We start from the raw sequence: 14,822 nt of genomic DNA, 5'->3' as shown, positions 1-14,822 counted from the left end.
GGCGAACGGCCATGGCAAAGCACAAGAAGAAGGACCGCTCAACAGACCGGCCCCGGCCGGAGCAAACCTCGTCGTCGTCGCCGTCGTCATCGATACCGGCCCCCACTTCGGACCCGGAACCCGACCAGTCGGAACCCACGCCGATCCCCCACGACGTACTCGGCCAGCTCAGGTCGGGGACCCACCACGACCCGCACTCCGTCTACGGTGCGCACCGCGACGGTGACGGATCCGTCGTGCGAACCGTCCAGCCGGGCGCAGTGGGCGTCGAGATCATGTTCGGGGAACGCACCGTACCGATGAGCCCCCTCGGTGACGGACTTTTCCACGCCGCGGTACCCGAGGCGGACGTGCCGGACTACCGCTACCTCGTCCGCTACCCCGACGGTCATACCCGCACCGTCGCGGACGGCTACCGCTTCCTACCCACCCTCGGCGAGGTTGACCTACACCTCATCGGCGAGGGCCGCCACGAACGCCTGTGGGACGTGCTCGGCGCCCACGTGCGCACCTACGACACCCCCGGCGGCCCGGTGACGGGCACCTCCTTCGCGGTATGGGCGCCCAACGCCCGCGGAATGAGCGTCGTCGGCGATTTCTGTGGATGGAACCCCATCGCGCTGCCCATGCGCTCGATCGGTTCATCCGGGGTCTGGGAACTGTTCGTCCCCGGCGTCGGCGACGGTTCCGTGTACAAGTACTGCGTCCGAGGCGCCGACGGCCGGACCATCGACCACGCGGACCCGATGGCGGTGGCCACCGAGGTGCCCCCCGCTACCGGGTCCAAGGTGTTTACTTCCGGCTACGAGTGGAACGACGACGAGTGGATCGCCGCCCGCGCGACCCGGGACCACTCGCGCTCCCCGATGACAGTCCTCGAGGTCCACGTCGGTTCCTGGCGGCCAGGACTCGACTACCGCGAGTTCGCACACCAGCTCGCCGACTACATCACCGAGACCGGATTCACGCATGTGGAGTTGATGCCCGTCGCCGAGCATCCCTTCGGCGGCTCCTGGGGTTACCAGGTCTCCTCCTATTTCGCTCCGACCAGCCGATTCGGCTCCCCGGACGACCTGCGCTATGTGATCGATCACCTGCACTCGCGCGGCATCGCCGTCCTGGTGGACTGGGTACCCGCGCACTTCCCCAAGGACGAGTGGTCCCTCGGCCGCTTCGACGGCACCCCGCTCTACGAGCACGCCGACCCCCGCCGGGGGGAGCAGCCCGACTGGGGCACGTATGTCTTCGACTTCGGCCGTCACGAGGTTCGCAACTTCCTCGTCGCCAATGCCCTGTACTGGGCCGAGGAGTTCCACGTCGACGGCCTCCGCGTGGACGCCGTGGCCTCGATGCTCTACCTGGACTACTCCCGCGAGGAGGGCCAGTGGACCCCCAACATTCACGGCGGGCGAGAGAACCTCGAGGCCATCTCGTTCCTCCAGGAGGTCAACGCGACCGTGCGTCGCGAGCACCCCGGATTCCTCACAGTGGCCGAGGAGTCCACGTCATGGGGCGGTGTCACCGCGCCCACCTACACCGGTGGCCTCGGCTTTTCCATGAAGTGGAACATGGGCTGGATGAACGACACGCTGCGCTACGTGGGCCTCGATCCGATCTACCGCGGGTTCCACCACGGCGAGATCACTTTCTCGATGATGTACGCGTGGAGCGAGCGTTTCGTCCTGCCACTGAGCCACGACGAGGTGGTCCACGGCAAGGGCTCGATGTGGGAACGTATGCCTGGCTCCTCGTGGGACCGGGCAGCCGGCATACGCAGCCTGTACGCCTACATGTGGGCGCACCCCGGAAAGAAACTTCTCTTCCAGGGAATGGAGTTTGGGCAGACCACCGAGTGGGACGCCGACAAGGGCGTCACATGGGAAAATCTCGAAGGCTGGGAGGGCGAGTACCACCGCGGCATTCTCGCCTGCGTGCGGGACCTCAACGCGCGATACGCCGACAATCCAGGCCTGTGGTCGCTCGATGACGATCCGTCCGGCTTTTCGTGGATCGATGCCAACGACGCCGCCCACAACACGCTGTCGTTCCTCCGAACGGACCACGCCGGAAACACCGTGGCGTGCGTGGTGAACTTCTCCGGTGCCGCCCTCGGCGACTACCGGATCGGGCTCCCCGGGGACGGTTACTGGGAAGAGATCCTCAACACCGACGCCGAGGTGTACGAGGGGTCGGGTATGGGCAACCTCGGCGGCCTGCACGCTGAGCCGGTCCCCCACCACGGGCGGCCCTACTCGGCGGCGATCACGGTCGGCCCCCGCGCCACCGTCTGGTTCCGGCAGACGGACGCGGACCAGACGGTGGAGACGCGTTGACGGAACACTGAGGCATCGGGCGCCTCTCGTGGGCGCCGGAATGACTCAGTACAGCGCGCTCGCGAGATCCCGGCGGGCGGCCAGGACCCGCGGGTCGTCCACTGGTAGCGCCTCGAGCAGCTCGAGAAGCCGAGCCCGGAGGGTAGCGCGGTCATCGCCGCTGTGGGCCCGGACCGCGTCAATGAGAGTCATGTACGCGGCTTCGTGTTCCCCGCCCACGAGGGCGCCGTCGGCCGCCCGCAACGCCTCGGGGACGGACCCGTCGCCAAGATCGGTCGCCTCCGACACGCGGCGGGCGGCTTCGACGTAGCGCAGTGCCTCCACCAAGGAGTGCTCTCCAGGTCGGGATTCCACGAGCGCGGTGAAACGCTCTTCGGCGGACGCCAGATCACCCTCGGCGAGCGCGTCCTCGGCTGCGTCGCGCTCGAGGTCAGATGGCTCCTCCGGGTCTGCGTCGCCAGCCTCCGGTTCGGGGCCGCTCAGCTTTCCCTCAGTCGCCCGGAGCACTGCTGCGATCCACTGACGGAGCGCCTCCTCCGGCTGCTCACCCTCGAAGTCGGCGAGCGGGCGGCCCGCCGCAACGGCATAGACGGTCGGTACCGCGCGCGCTTGGAGCGCCTGCGCGATGCCCGGGGAGGCGTCCACGTCCACCGTCGCATGGACCCACTGCCCACCGGCCTCCATGGCCAACGCATCCAGCAGGCTCGTCAACGCGGTCGGAGCCCGCTTCGAGGTCAGCTCGAGGAGCACCGGAACCTGGCCAGACCGCACCAGGACCTCCTGCTCGAAGGAGGCCTCGTCCACCTCCACCAGGACCGCCGGGCTGCCGCCGGGCGGTGGGCCACCCTGCCCCGGGGCGCGACCGGTGTCGGTCGCGCCCCGGCGGGTCTCTGCACGGTTCTTCAGACCGGACAGATCGACGGCGCCTGCGAGCGACGCGGCGAGTTTCTGCTCGGCGGCGGACGGGGGTCGGTTACCTGGTCTTGTCACGACTCCGATCCTGCCACGACAGGCGAGCCGGGGTGTCAGCCGGCTGCGGGCACCCGGATGATCATGGCGTCGCCCTGACCGCCACCACCACAGAGTGCGGCCGCTCCGAGTCCTCCGCCACGGCGCGCGAGCTCGAGGGCCAGGGTCAGAACGACTCGGGTGCCGGACACCCCGATCGGGTGTCCGATCGAGATCGCGCCACCGTTGACGTTGACCTTGTCCGGGCTCAGGCCGAGCATGCGGGTCGAATGCAGCCCGACCGAGGCGAATGCCTCGTTGAACTCGAACAGGTCGATGTCGGAAACCTCGACGCCCGCCCGCTTGCATGCGTCCAGCACCGCATCGGCGGGCTGGTGCTGCAGCGTCGAATCCGGGCCGGCGACAGTGCCGTACGCGACGATCTCAGCGAGCACCGGCCAGCCCTCTGCCTCGGCGCGCGCGGCGGAGGTGACGATGACGGCGGATGCGCCGTCGGAGATCTGGGACGAGGATCCGGCGGTGATGGTCCCGTTCTTGGCGAACGCCGGCTTCAGCTTCGCCATTGACTCGGGGGTCGAGTCGGCGCGCACGCCCTCGTCGTTCTCCACGACGGTGTCGCCCTTGCGGCCCTTGACCGTCACGGGCACGATCTCGTCGGCAAAACGCCCCTCTGCGGCGGCGGCCGCCGCCCGCTGGTGCGAGGTTGCCGCGAACTCGTCCTGGTGCTCACGGGTGATCTCCAGTTCAACGTTGCGCGCCTCGGTGAGCGCACCCATCGGCTGGTCGGTCGGAACATCGTGGAGGCCGTCGTACGCCATGTGGTCAAGGACCTCGATCGAGCCGTACTTATACCCGGCACGGCTCTTGGGCAACAGGTGGGGAGCCTGGGACATCGACTCCTGACCGCCGGCGACGACGACCTCGGAGTACCCGGAGCGGATAGCCTGATCCGCCAATGCGATCGCGGTCATCCCGGACAGGCACATCTTGTTGATGCTCAGCGCGTCGACGCGCGCCGGGATCCCGCCGGCCAGCGAAGCCTGACGGGCGGGCATCTGGCCGTTCCCGGCCGCGAGCACCTGCCCCATGATCACCTGGTCGACAGCCTCCGGGGACACCCCTCCCCGTTCGAGGGCTCCACGGATCGCGATGCCGCCCAGCTCCGGAGCGGTCAGTGAGGACAACCCGCCCTGCAGGCGGCCGAAGGGGGTGCGGGCACCGGAGACGATGACGGTACGGGTGGGGTCGGCGGTCATGAGACACCTTCCAATGGAGGGGATAAGACAGTACTCGCCAAACTACCGCGCGAGCGGACCGACTAGCGTGGTAGGCATGACCACTACCCCAGCCGGCCAGCCCCTTCTGCCCTCCGAACTCGTCGTGGCGATCGACCACGTCGGAGTCGCGGTCCCTGACTTCGACGCCGCGATCGCGTGGTACCGGGACAACCTGGGAATGGAGAACCTCCACGAGGAGGTCAATGAGGAACAGGGCGTCCGCGAGGCCATGCTCGGCTCCCCCGGCCGCCCGGAGGGTAGCGCTCTCCTCCAGGTTCTCGCGCCCCTCGACGAGTCCTCCACCATCGCTAAGTTCATCGACCGCAACGGCCCTGGCATCCAGCAGATGGCCGTCCGCGTCACCGACATCGATGCGATCGTCGCTCACCTCACCGGCCGGGGCGTCAGGGTTCTCTACCCGGCTCCCAAGACGGGCACCGCGAACTCTCGAATCAACTTCGTCCATCCCAAGGACGCGGGCGGCGTACTCCTAGAGTTGGTCGAACCCTCCGACGCTCAGGCCTAGTCGCGCGTCCGGCGTACGCCGCTAGGGTGAGGACATGTCGAGCATGCACATCTCATCCAACGCCGCCGAACCGTTCGCGGTGGTGCGCAGGGGATTCGACCGTGAGCAGGTGATGGACGCCCTCACGCGTCTCGAGACGGAGACGGGGCTGCTGCGGGCAGACAGGGACGCCGCCGTCGAGCGGGCCGAGCGGGCCACTGCGGAAGCAGACCGGGAACGCTCGCGGGTGGCCGAGCTTGAGACCAGGGTCGCCGACCTCGGTCGAGCGCCCGTCACCAGCGAACAGATGTCCGACAGGCTGTCGACGATGCTCGCGCTGGCTACTGCCGAAGCCGAGTCCATCCGCGATTCCGCGCATGCCGCCGCCGACCGGATCCGCGCCGAGGCGGAGGAGGAGGCATGGCGGTTACGGGAGTCCGCTGCGACGGAGTTGAGCGGGGTTCGCAGTCGTGCCGAAGCGATCCGCTCCGAACGCGAGTCCGTGCTGTCCGCCGCCCGCGCCCGGGCACGGGAGATCGTCCTCGCAGCCGAACGCGCGGCCGAGAGTTTGGACAGTCAAGCCGAGCGCCGACGCAGCCAGATCGACGAAGACCACCGGCTCGCCTCGAATCTGCGCCGGAACGCGGCGCTACAGGAGGAGGCCGAGCGGCGCGAGGCGTCTTTGACCGCAGCGGAGTCCACCCGCCGGGAGGCAGCGGAGAGCGCACGTCAGATAGTGGACGACGCCCGCGTCCGCGCGGATCGCCTGATTTTTAGGGCTCGGACGCACGTAACCGAATTGCGGGCGCTACGCGAGCGTGTGCTCGACGATCTCGCTGCCACGCGGGCGAGGCTCGAACCACTCCCGGGGCGTCACGAGGACGAGAGCTTCGACCTGCCGGAGGAACCGGATCTCAGCTCCACCGACGGGTGAGACCGCGGCGTCTACGACCGGACCAGCATCCGGCGTGCCAGTGACGGCGCTCCTCCTCGCCGCGTGGCCGATCTGGCCACGCGACGACATGCGCGGTTCCTGCCATCACGGGGTGGTCGCACCCCGGACACCGGTAATCCCTGTTCGCCCTGGCGGCGGGGATCCTCCTTACGTGGTAAGAGTCGGAGTCGCCGGCGGGCCCCGATTCAAGCGTCGATCCCCCGAGCCCGTCGCGCCGCGGCAGCGGGCTTCTCTGCTCCCCTCGTCGGTGTCGTCTGGGCATCGGGAACCGCCGTCAGAAAAGTCGGAGATCGGTGGATTCGATACCGCGCAACGAGTCATAGTCCAGCGTCACGCAGCGGATACCCCGGTCCTCGGCGAGGGTGCGCGCCTGGGGTTTGATGATCTGTGCGGCGAAGATTCCGCTGACCGGCGCGAGTAGGGGATCTCGGTTCAACAGTTCCAGGTATCGGGTCAATTGCTCGACGCCGTCGATCTCTCCGCGGCGTTTGATCTCGACCGCGACGGTCGTACCCTCCGCGTCACGCCCCAGGATGTCGACCGGGCCGATCGCGGTCATGTACTCCCGCCGGACGAGGCTGTAGCCCTGGCCGAGTGTCTCGATGTGTTCAGCGAGTAGCTCCTGCAGGTGAGCCTCGACGCCGTCCTTCACCAGGCCCGGGTCGACTCCCAGCTCGTGGTGGCTGTCGTGGTGGACCTCGGCGACGGTGATCCGGAGCTGCTCGCCCGCCTTGTTCTCCACGACCCAGAGCCGCTGGCCCGGGTTCTCCGGATGATCCTGCTCGGTCAGCGAACAGGGCGGGGTCATCCAGTTCAGTGGCTTGTAGGCCCGGTCATCAGCGTGGACGCTGACCGAGCCATCAGCCTTGACCAGCAACAGCCGCGGGGCCATCGGCAGGTGCGCCGTGAGGCGGCCCACGTAGTCCACCTGGCACGTGGCAACGACGAGACGCAACGGGTTCCTCCTGGATAGGGCGCTGGCCCGGCACGGTGTCCCGGGAGTCAGCGGTGGGGGCGCCGGGGGCGGATCTGCTCGGTTGAGCAGGCCTCCACCCAGGCGAGCATCCCGGTGAGTTTGGCGGGTGCGACGCAGAGTTCTCCTTCGACCGGCCGGTTACGGCGATCGTGCCCACGAAACGTCACGATCACCTCCCCCTCCTCGGCGACGTCGAGTTCCGCGCCCGTCGGCTGCCGCCTTGGGCCCAGGATCAGTCCGCGTCGGTCCAAGCGCAGGTCCGCACCGAACTTCACGCTCAGTAGCCGATAGAAGGCCACCTCGGTCTCCGAGTAGCGGACGGCGCCGTAGTCCCACGTGCTCTCGCCCCCTCTGCGAAGGAGAACGGAGGTGGAATTCCGACGGACAAAAACCAGCCGATACACCACGGCCGCGGCCACCGGAACGAGGACAAGCACGATGACGACACCGAGAATGATCCCGATGGGAGCCGTCAATCTGCTCAACCCCTTCCGGCGGCCGCGGCGTGGATGACGCGCGGACCGTGGTCGTGCTAGGCGCCGGCCTTCTCGATAGCCCGGAGGCGGCCGCGTGCGGTGGCCGCAGCACGGACGTCGTCGCCGGCCTCAGACAGCGCGCGTTCGGCTGCGGCGCGGTCGATGACATCCGACCATTCCGCAGCTTCGCCCAGGATACTCACCTTTTTCGCCGTTACCGAGATAAAGCCACCCCGGACTGCGGCAACCTTCTTGCCCTCGTCGGTGTAGACGGTCACGGTTCCACCGGTGTCCAGTTCTCCGAGCAGCGGTTCGTGACCGGCCTGGATACCGATCTCGCCCTCGGTGGTCTTGGCGACCACCATCGACGCGGTACCCGACCAGAATCGTTGTTCGACCGTGACGAACTCGACTTCGATGTCAGCCATTGTCTACGGTCACTTCCCCGCGAGCTTCTTAGCGGCCTGCTCGACGTCGTCCAGACCGCCGATACCGTTGAACGCCTGCTCGGGCAGGTGGTCCAGCTCGCCCTTGCACAGCTTGTCGAAGGCCTCGATGGTCTCGGACAGCGGCACGACAGAACCGACCTGGCCGGTGAACTTCTCGGCGACGAGGAAGTTCTGACCAAGGAAGCGCTCGAGACGACGGGCCCGCTGGACGGTGACCTTGTCCTCCTCGGACAGCTCGTCCATACCGAGGATCGCGATGATGTCCTGGAGCTCCTTGTACTTCTGGAGGATCCGGATGACTTCTTGCGCAACGCGGTAGTGCTCCTCGCCGACGATGCCGGGCTCGAGGATCCGCGAGGTGGACGTGAGCGGGTCGACGGCCGGGTAGATGCCCTTCGACGCGATGGAACGCGAAAGCTCCGTCGTGGCGTCGAGGTGAGCGAACGTGGTCGCCGGTGCGGGGTCGGTGTAGTCGTCCGCGGGCACGTAGATCGCCTGCAGCGAGGTGATCGAGCGACCGCGGGTCGAGGTGATCCGCTCCTGGAGCTGACCCATCTCGTCCGCAAGGGTCGGCTGGTAACCCACGGCGGATGGCATCCGACCAAGAAGCGTCGAGACCTCGGAACCGGCCTGAGTGAAGCGGAAGATGTTGTCGATGAACAGCAGGACGTCCTGGCCCTGTACGTCGCGGAAGTATTCGGCCATCGTCAGGGCCGACAGTGCGACGCGCATACGCGTCCCCGGCGGCTCGTCCATCTGGCCGAACACCAGCGCGGTGTCTTGGAGGACGCCCATCTCCTCCATCTCGAGGAAGAGGTCCGTGCCCTCACGGGTGCGCTCACCGACGCCGGCGAACACCGAGGTCCCGGAGAACTCGCGCGCGATACGGGTGATCATCTCCTGGATGAGGACAGTCTTGCCGACACCGGCACCGCCGAAGAGACCGATCTTGCCGCCCTTGACGTACGGGGTCAGAAGGTCGATGACCTTCACACCGGTCTCGAGGATCTCCGTTTTGCCCTCGAGCTGGTCGAAGGCGGGCGGCTCGCGGTGGATGCCCCACTGCTCCCCGTCCCGGCCCGTGCCGGGAGCGTCGAGGCAGTCGCCGAGGGCGTTGAAAACGTGGCCCTTCACGACGTCGCCGACCGGAACCGAGATCGGCTTACCGGAGTCGACGACCTCGGTACCCCGGACGAGTCCGTCGGTGGACTGCATCGAGATGCAGCGCACCATGTTGTCGCCCAGGTGCTGGGCTACCTCGAAGGTCACCGTCTTCGCGACGGCCGCGAGAGCGATCTCGGCGGTAAGGGCGTTGTAGAGGGCCGGGAGGGCGCCGCGCGGGAACTCCACGTCGACGACCGCGCCCAGGACACGGGAGACCCGGCCGGTAAGACCGGCCGTGCCCGTCGTGCTCTGATCGGTTACAGCTGTGGTCATTGTCTAGTCACTTCCTGCGCTCGCGGCGAGCGCACCGGCGCCGCCGACGATCTCGCTGATTTCCTGGGTGATCTGTGCCTGGCGGGCCTGATTCGCCTCACGGCTAAGGCCCTCTACCAATTCGGTCGCGTTGTCCGTCGCGGACTTCATGGCCGTACGACGCGCCGCCGATTCCGATGCCGCCGATTCGAGCAGCGCAGCGAACGCCCGAGTCGACATGTACCTCGGGAGGAGGTTGTCGAGCAGGGTATCCGCGTCGGGCTCGAATGTGACCTCGGGCTTGAAATCCGTCTTCGAGGTGTCGAGCATGTCCTCGCCAAGGTCCAGCTCTTCGATCTCGACCTGGGTCTCGATCGGTGCCAGACGGCGTGCCCTCGGTGTCTGGGTCAGCATGGACACGAACTGGGTGTAGACGATGTGCACCTCATCCACGCCGTGACGTGTGGTGTCGCCCTCGTAGTTCTCACCGAGGAATTCGGCAGCGTCGAACGTCCCCTCCCCGCCGACAGCGAATGCGGTCGACAGCAAATGGAACGCCGGACGGGCCTCCTGGTAGTCGGGCTTCTGGGAGTGCCCATGCCAAGAACCGGCGAGGGCGATCTCACGGAACGTGTAGTACACGATGCCCTTGTTGCCCAGGACGTAGATGTCGACCTCACGGCCCTCACCCTCGAGGAAAGCGATAAGTTCCGCGGCTTCCTTGAGGACGTTGTGGTTGTACCCGCCGGCCATACCGCGGTCGGAGGTCACGACAAGCACCGCGGAACGCTTGGCGTCCTCGGGCTCGTTGAGCATGCGGTGCTGGATCGACGACGCGCTAGCCAGGTCGGTCAGAATCGCGGTGATCTGGTCCGCGAAGGGTTTGGCCGCCGCGACCCGCGCCTGTGCTTTGGAGATCTGCGACGTCGCGATGAGCTCCTGGGCCTTGGTGATCTTCTTGGTCGAGTTGACGGACTTGATGCGGTCGCGCAATTCACGCAAATTCGCCATGGTCTCAGATCACGCTCCTCTCGCCCGAGTGTCGGATGGCTGTCATCGCAGGCCTCAGGCCTTCTTCTTCTTGGTGACCGTGAGTGTCTCCCGATCGATCTCGTCCTCGGAGAGCGGCTCGGGCGCGGGCTCGTTGACCACGCTGGAGCCATCGGAGGTCACGAAGCCCTCCTTGAACTCGTTGGTCTTGGTCTCGAGGGTGGACTTTGATTCGTCCGAGAGCGCGCCACCCCCGGCGATCTGCGAGAACACGTCCGACGCGGCGTGGTGCAGGTGCTCGAGGAGCTCATTCTCGAAGCGGCGGACGTCCTCCACCGGGACGGTGTCGTAGTAGCCCTCACCCGCGAGGTAGATCGAGACGATCTGGTCCTCCACGGCGACCGGCGAGTTCTGGTCCTGCTTGAGGATCTCGACCAGGCGCTGCCCGCGCTCGAGCTGGGCCTTCGACGCGGCGTCCAGGTCCGAGGCGAAGGTCGCGAACGACTCGAGGTCGCGGTAGGCGGCAAGGTCCAGACGCAGCGAACCGGAGACCTTTTTCATACCCTTGGTCTGGGCGGCGCCGCCGACTCGGGAGACCGAGATACCGACGTTGACGGCGGGACGCACACCACGGTTGAACAGGTCGGACTCGAGGAAGACCTGTCCGTCGGTAATGGAGATGACGTTGGTGGGGATAAACGCGGAGACGTCGTTCGCCTTGGTCTCGATGATCGGCAGTCCGGTCAATGAACCACCGCCCATTTCGTCAGAGAGCTTGGCGCACCGCTCGAGCAGCCGGGAGTGCAGGTAGAAGACGTCACCCGGGTAGGCCTCGCGGCCCGGCGGACGACGCAGCAGGAGGGAGATCGCACGGTACGCGTCGGCCTGCTTTGACAGGTCGTCGAAGACCACCAGCACGTGGTTCCCTTGGTACATCCAGTGCTGGCCGATGGCCGAACCGGTGAACGGCGCGAGCCACTTGAAGCCGGCGGAATCGGAGGCAGGCGCCGCGACGATGGTGGTGTATTCCATCGCGCCGTGCTCCTCGAGGGTGGCCTTGACACCCGCGATCGTGGAGCCCTTCTGTCCGATGGCGACGTAGATGCACCGCAGTTGCTTGGTCTTGTCACCCGACTCCCAGTTGGCCTTCTGGTTGAGGATGGCGTCAATGCAGACGGCGGTCTTGCCCGTCTTGCGGTCACCGATGATCAACTGACGCTGACCGCGGCCGATCGGCGTCATCGCGTCGATCGCCTTGATGCCGGTCTGCATCGGCTCCTCGACGGGCTGGCGTTCGAGGACGGAGGGCGCCTGCAACTCGAGAGCGCGGGTCCCCTCGGGCTCGATGTCGCCGAGACCGTCGATCGGCTGGCCGAGCGGGTTGACGACGCGGCCGAGGAAGCCGTCACCGACGGGCACAGAGAGAACGTCGCCTGTGCGGCGGACTTCCTGGCCTTGCGCGATCTCCTCGAAGTTTCCGAGGATAACGGCGCCGATCTCCCGGTCCTCAAGGTTCAGTGCCACGCCGAGGATGCCGCCCGGGAACTCCAGCAACTCGTTCGCCATCGCCGAAGGAAGGCCACTGACGTGCGCGATACCGTCACTGGTGTCGACGACGTGGCCGACTTCTTCCTTGGTCGCGTCGGTCGAAACAGTTGAGGTGTAGTTCGCAATCGCGCTGCGGATCTCATCGGAGGAGATCGTCAACTCCGCCATGTCATTCCTGCTCTCAAAGTCGGGATGTGCTTTATAGGTGTGTGAGTGAGCCACTACCGCTGGAACACGGCCGAGTCGCAGCTCATCGTACGACCGGTGGGACCGGTCAGCGGAGGGTGCGACGCATCGCGTCCAACCGTCCCGCCACGCTGCCGTCGATGACCTCGTCGCCCACTCGGACCACGACCCCGCCGAGAAGGCCGGGATCGACGTCGTTGTGGATGGCGATCTCGCGACCGTAGATCGACGCGAGTCGGTCACGCAGCTCGCGGGCCTGCTGTTCGGAGAGCGTCTCTGCGCTCGTCACCACGGCTACAGCGCGACCGCGAAGTTCCGCAGCCTGGCGGGAGATCTCCATGATGTCGTCCGCCGGCATACCGGCAGGCCGGCCGATGGTCTGCGACGCCAGGGCCTCGGTCACCGCGGTGACCTTGCCGTAGAGCACCTGGGCGAGCAGTCCGCGCTTGGCGCTGGACTCGGAGTTCCGGTCGGCCAAGGCCTGCTCGAACTCCGGGTTACCTGCGATGATGCGGCCAAGCCGAAACAGTTCGTCCTCGACTGTCTGGAGTTGACCCTGCTCCTCAGCCGAGCGCAGGAGCGCCTCACGGCCGAGCAGGATCAGTCCCTGCCGCAGCTCGCGCGGATTCGACCAATCCCGGCCCACCGCAGCGAGTAGCAGGTCGAGCGTGGCCTGATCGACCTTCCACCCGAATACCCCGCGGACCAGATCCTGCCGGGCTTCCACCGAGGCCGACGTATCGGCCACGGCGACCCGGAGTGACCGGTTGTCCTCGAGGACGTCGACGATCTGAAAGAGTTCCTGGCCCACCTTGGCGCCGGTGGCGCCACCAGCCGGGTTGGCGGCCAGCGCAGACTTCAGGTCGTCACGGGTCTGGTCGAGCGCGTCGCGACTCGCTGCGTGCATGGACTCCACTTCCCTTTAGTTCTTGCCCGCGCCGGGGACCCGGTCGAGGTCTGCCAGAAAGCGGTCGATGGTGCCGGAACGGCGGACCGAATCCGACAGCTGCTCACCCATGAGCCGCTCGGCCAGGTCGACGGACTGCCGACCGAGATCACTGCGGAGCTCGGTGATGATCTGCTGACGCTGGGCCGCCAGTTGCTGGCTGCCCGCAGCGACGATCCGGTCGCTCTCCGACTGGGCCTCGGCCTTCATGTCCGCGAGGATCTGCTGGCCCTGGGCTCGCGCGTCGTCGCGGATCTTGGCCGCTTCGCTGCGCGCCTCGGCGAGCTGCGCCTTGTACTTGGCGAGCTCTTCCTTCGCCTCGGCCTGGGTCTGCTCGGCACGTCGCAGACCACCCTCGATTCGCTCCTCTCGCTCATCGAGAACCTGCTGGAACTTCGGAAGGATGAACTTCCAGAACAGCCACAGGATGACGGCGAGCGGGATGAGCGACCAGACGATGTCATACAGCGGAGGAATGAGCGGGTTGGGGCTGTCCTCCAAGGGGAGTGACTCCCCCTCGGCCGCCAAGAAGGCGATGACGTTGTTCATGGTGCGTCCCTAAGAGGTCGGTGTGTCGCGATCAGAACAGGAAGCCGGCGACGATACCGATCAGGGCGAGCGCCTCGGTGAAGGCGATGCCGAGGAACATCGTGGTACGCAGGGTGCCGGCCATCTCGGGCTGACGGGCCATGCCCTCGACCGTCTTACCGACGAGGATGCCGATGCCGATGCCGGGGCCGATGGCGGCGAGGCCGTAGCCGATCGCGCCGTAGCCGCTCACGGTCTGCTCGGTGGCCTGGGCGAGAGTGACGATGTCCATGGGGTTTCCCTTTCAGATGGCCGGCGCGGGTGATTCCGCACCGGTCGGACGTGGGTTGTCTGGTTGACAGGTGGTCGTGTCAGGCCGGAAGGCCCGGGTTCTAGTGGTTCTCCGCGTGGAGCGCACTGTCGATGTAGACGGCGACCAGCAAAGCGAAGATGTATGCCTGCAAGAAGATCACCAGGAGCTCGAACAGCGTGAACACGATCGACAGCGCGGAGATGCCGGCGGACAGGATGGTCCAGCCGTTCAGCTGCCAGAAGAAGAAGTTCGACGCACTGAAGAGAAGAACGATGATCAGGTGGCCAGCGAGCATGTTGGCCATGAGACGGATTGTCAGCGTGGCCGGGCGGAGGATGAAGGTCGAGACCAGTTCGATCGGCACCACGAGCAGGTGCAGGGCCGGCGGCAGATTGGGGATCACGACGCTCGCCTTGATGAACCGGGCGAAACCGTAACGGCGGGAACCGGCATAGATGAAGGTCACATATCCCAGCAGAGCGAGGACCAGCGGGAAACCGATCCGTGCGTTCGGTGAGACGTTCAGACCCGGAATGACGGTGGGCAGGTTCATCGCCAGCACCGCGAAGAAGATCGTGGCGATGATCGGCAGGAAGCGTCGTCCCTGCTCCTTGCCGAGGATCTCCTCCGAGACGTGGACCCGGACGAAGTCGAGGCAGATCTCGGCAACATTCTGCACCCCGCGCGGTACCAGTTTCGGGTTCCGCATCGCGATGACGAAGAAGGCCAGGAGCACGACCGACATGAGCAGACGGACGAGCATCAGTCGGTCAAGCACGAAGCCGTCACCGGCGAAGCCCGTCAACCACTGGGTGGTAGGGAAGAACTCCCTATCGATGTTCGGGGGATGGAACTCGCCTTTGAAGGCCAGAAGCGTGGTACTCAGTGTGTTCTCCCCTGGTCGTGTCGGGCGTCAGGCGCCCCAGCGCGTTCGGTACGAATTGGCCCGGATGTC

The 14,822-nt window shown here is 66.6% G+C and carries 15 protein-coding genes; 3 read left to right on the top strand and 12 right to left on the bottom strand.

The genetic code is table 11. The features are described from left to right. The first annotated feature begins 11 nt into the window (after positions 1 to 11). Positions 12 to 2,333, top strand: a complete 2,322-nt coding sequence (glgB, locus tag FQ137_RS09575; protein WP_149292175.1) for a 1,4-alpha-glucan branching protein GlgB — start codon at positions 12 to 14, stop codon at positions 2,331 to 2,333. A gap of 45 nt (positions 2,334 to 2,378) precedes the next feature. Here glgB and FQ137_RS09570 read toward each other — a convergent pair whose 3' ends face one another. Both FQ137_RS09570 and FQ137_RS09565 read right to left on the bottom strand, forming a co-directional pair. Further along, positions 2,379 to 3,323: a tetratricopeptide repeat protein gene (locus tag FQ137_RS09570; protein ID WP_149292174.1), complete on the bottom strand. Its 945-nt coding sequence runs from the start codon at positions 3,321 to 3,323 to the stop codon at positions 2,379 to 2,381. 35 nt (positions 3,324 to 3,358) lie between these two features. Next, positions 3,359 to 4,558: an acetyl-CoA C-acetyltransferase gene (locus tag FQ137_RS09565; protein ID WP_149292173.1), complete on the bottom strand. Its 1,200-nt coding sequence runs from the start codon at positions 4,556 to 4,558 to the stop codon at positions 3,359 to 3,361. A 76-nt stretch (positions 4,559 to 4,634) separates the two neighbouring features. Between FQ137_RS09565 and mce the strand changes: the two genes are divergently transcribed. Both mce and FQ137_RS09555 read left to right on the top strand, forming a co-directional pair. Further along, positions 4,635 to 5,105: a methylmalonyl-CoA epimerase gene (gene mce, locus FQ137_RS09560; protein WP_149292172.1), complete on the top strand. Its 471-nt coding sequence runs from the start codon at positions 4,635 to 4,637 to the stop codon at positions 5,103 to 5,105. A 34-nt stretch (positions 5,106 to 5,139) separates the two neighbouring features. Next, entirely contained in the window at positions 5,140 to 6,018 is an 879-nt protein-coding gene (locus FQ137_RS09555) for a hypothetical protein (RefSeq protein WP_149292171.1), read from the top strand. Positions 6,019 to 6,313: 295 nt separating this feature from the next. Here the strand turns inward: FQ137_RS09555 and nucS are convergent, their stop codons facing one another. The 10 genes from nucS to atpB form a co-directional block, all read right to left on the bottom strand. Next, entirely contained in the window at positions 6,314 to 6,994 is a 681-nt protein-coding gene (gene nucS, locus FQ137_RS09545; RefSeq protein ID WP_149292169.1) for an endonuclease NucS, read from the bottom strand. 47 nt (positions 6,995 to 7,041) lie between these two features. Continuing rightward, positions 7,042 to 7,491, bottom strand: a complete 450-nt coding sequence (locus FQ137_RS09540; protein ID WP_149292168.1) for a DUF2550 family protein — start codon at positions 7,489 to 7,491, stop codon at positions 7,042 to 7,044. 56 nt (positions 7,492 to 7,547) lie between these two features. After that, complete coding sequence (locus FQ137_RS09535) at positions 7,548 to 7,919, bottom strand: F0F1 ATP synthase subunit epsilon (RefSeq protein WP_149292167.1); 372 nt, start codon at positions 7,917 to 7,919, stop codon at positions 7,548 to 7,550. A 9-nt stretch (positions 7,920 to 7,928) separates the two neighbouring features. Beyond that, positions 7,929 to 9,377 (bottom strand): F0F1 ATP synthase subunit beta, encoded by a 1,449-nt coding sequence (gene atpD / locus FQ137_RS09530; RefSeq protein WP_149292166.1) that lies wholly within the window; start codon positions 9,375 to 9,377, stop codon positions 7,929 to 7,931. A 3-nt stretch (positions 9,378 to 9,380) separates the two neighbouring features. Continuing rightward, on the bottom strand, positions 9,381 to 10,367 hold the full coding sequence (locus FQ137_RS09525) for a F0F1 ATP synthase subunit gamma (RefSeq protein ID WP_149292165.1): 987 nt from the start codon (positions 10,365 to 10,367) through the stop codon (positions 9,381 to 9,383). A 54-nt stretch (positions 10,368 to 10,421) separates the two neighbouring features. After that, positions 10,422 to 12,062, bottom strand: coding sequence for a F0F1 ATP synthase subunit alpha (gene atpA, locus FQ137_RS09520; RefSeq protein ID WP_149292164.1), 1,641 nt, complete (start codon positions 12,060 to 12,062; stop codon positions 10,422 to 10,424). 106 nt (positions 12,063 to 12,168) lie between these two features. Further along, positions 12,169 to 12,987 carry a F0F1 ATP synthase subunit delta gene (locus FQ137_RS09515; RefSeq protein WP_149292163.1) on the bottom strand — a complete coding sequence of 273 codons (819 nt, stop codon included), beginning with the start codon at positions 12,985 to 12,987 and terminating at the stop codon, positions 12,169 to 12,171. A gap of 15 nt (positions 12,988 to 13,002) precedes the next feature. Then, a complete protein-coding gene (locus FQ137_RS09510) occupies positions 13,003 to 13,575 on the bottom strand; it encodes a F0F1 ATP synthase subunit B (protein WP_149292162.1) in 573 nt (190 codons plus the stop codon). Positions 13,576 to 13,606: 31 nt separating this feature from the next. Beyond that, the gene (locus FQ137_RS09505) at positions 13,607 to 13,846 is read right to left on the bottom strand and encodes an ATP synthase F0 subunit C (RefSeq protein ID WP_107756718.1); all 240 of its coding nucleotides are present in this window, start codon (positions 13,844 to 13,846) and stop codon (positions 13,607 to 13,609) included. A 100-nt stretch (positions 13,847 to 13,946) separates the two neighbouring features. Beyond that, complete coding sequence (gene atpB, locus FQ137_RS09500; RefSeq protein ID WP_255583933.1) at positions 13,947 to 14,672, bottom strand: F0F1 ATP synthase subunit A; 726 nt, start codon at positions 14,670 to 14,672, stop codon at positions 13,947 to 13,949. Between the last annotated feature and the right edge of the window lie 150 nt (positions 14,673 to 14,822).

It is taken from the genome of Dietzia sp. ANT_WB102 (assembly GCF_008369165.1).
Lineage (GTDB): Bacteria > Actinomycetota > Actinomycetes > Mycobacteriales > Mycobacteriaceae > Dietzia.
This window is presented reverse-complemented; position numbering and strand designations above follow the sequence as displayed.

Bases quoted from the DNA above. Each gene is read 5' to 3' on its own strand.
- FQ137_RS09535 (WP_149292167.1), bottom strand. From the start codon at position 7,919: ATGGCTGACATCGAAGTCGAGTTCGTCACGGTCGAACAACGATTCTGG.
- FQ137_RS09515 (WP_149292163.1), bottom strand. From the start codon at position 12,987: ATGCACGCAGCGAGTCGCGACGCGCTCGACCAGACCCGTGACGACCTG.
- atpD (WP_149292166.1), bottom strand. From the start codon at position 9,377: ATGACCACAGCTGTAACCGATCAGAGCACGACGGGCACGGCCGGTCTT.
- FQ137_RS09510 (WP_149292162.1), bottom strand. From the start codon at position 13,575: ATGAACAACGTCATCGCCTTCTTGGCGGCCGAGGGGGAGTCACTCCCC.
- mce (WP_149292172.1), top strand. From the start codon at position 4,635: ATGACCACTACCCCAGCCGGCCAGCCCCTTCTGCCCTCCGAACTCGTC.
- atpA (WP_149292164.1), bottom strand. From the start codon at position 12,062: ATGGCGGAGTTGACGATCTCCTCCGATGAGATCCGCAGCGCGATTGCG.
- FQ137_RS09555 (WP_149292171.1), top strand. From the start codon at position 5,140: ATGTCGAGCATGCACATCTCATCCAACGCCGCCGAACCGTTCGCGGTG.
- FQ137_RS09565 (WP_149292173.1), bottom strand. From the start codon at position 4,558: ATGACCGCCGACCCCACCCGTACCGTCATCGTCTCCGGTGCCCGCACC.
- FQ137_RS09525 (WP_149292165.1), bottom strand. From the start codon at position 10,367: ATGGCGAATTTGCGTGAATTGCGCGACCGCATCAAGTCCGTCAACTCG.
- glgB (WP_149292175.1), top strand. From the start codon at position 12: ATGGCAAAGCACAAGAAGAAGGACCGCTCAACAGACCGGCCCCGGCCG.
- FQ137_RS09505 (WP_107756718.1), bottom strand. From the start codon at position 13,846: ATGGACATCGTCACTCTCGCCCAGGCCACCGAGCAGACCGTGAGCGGC.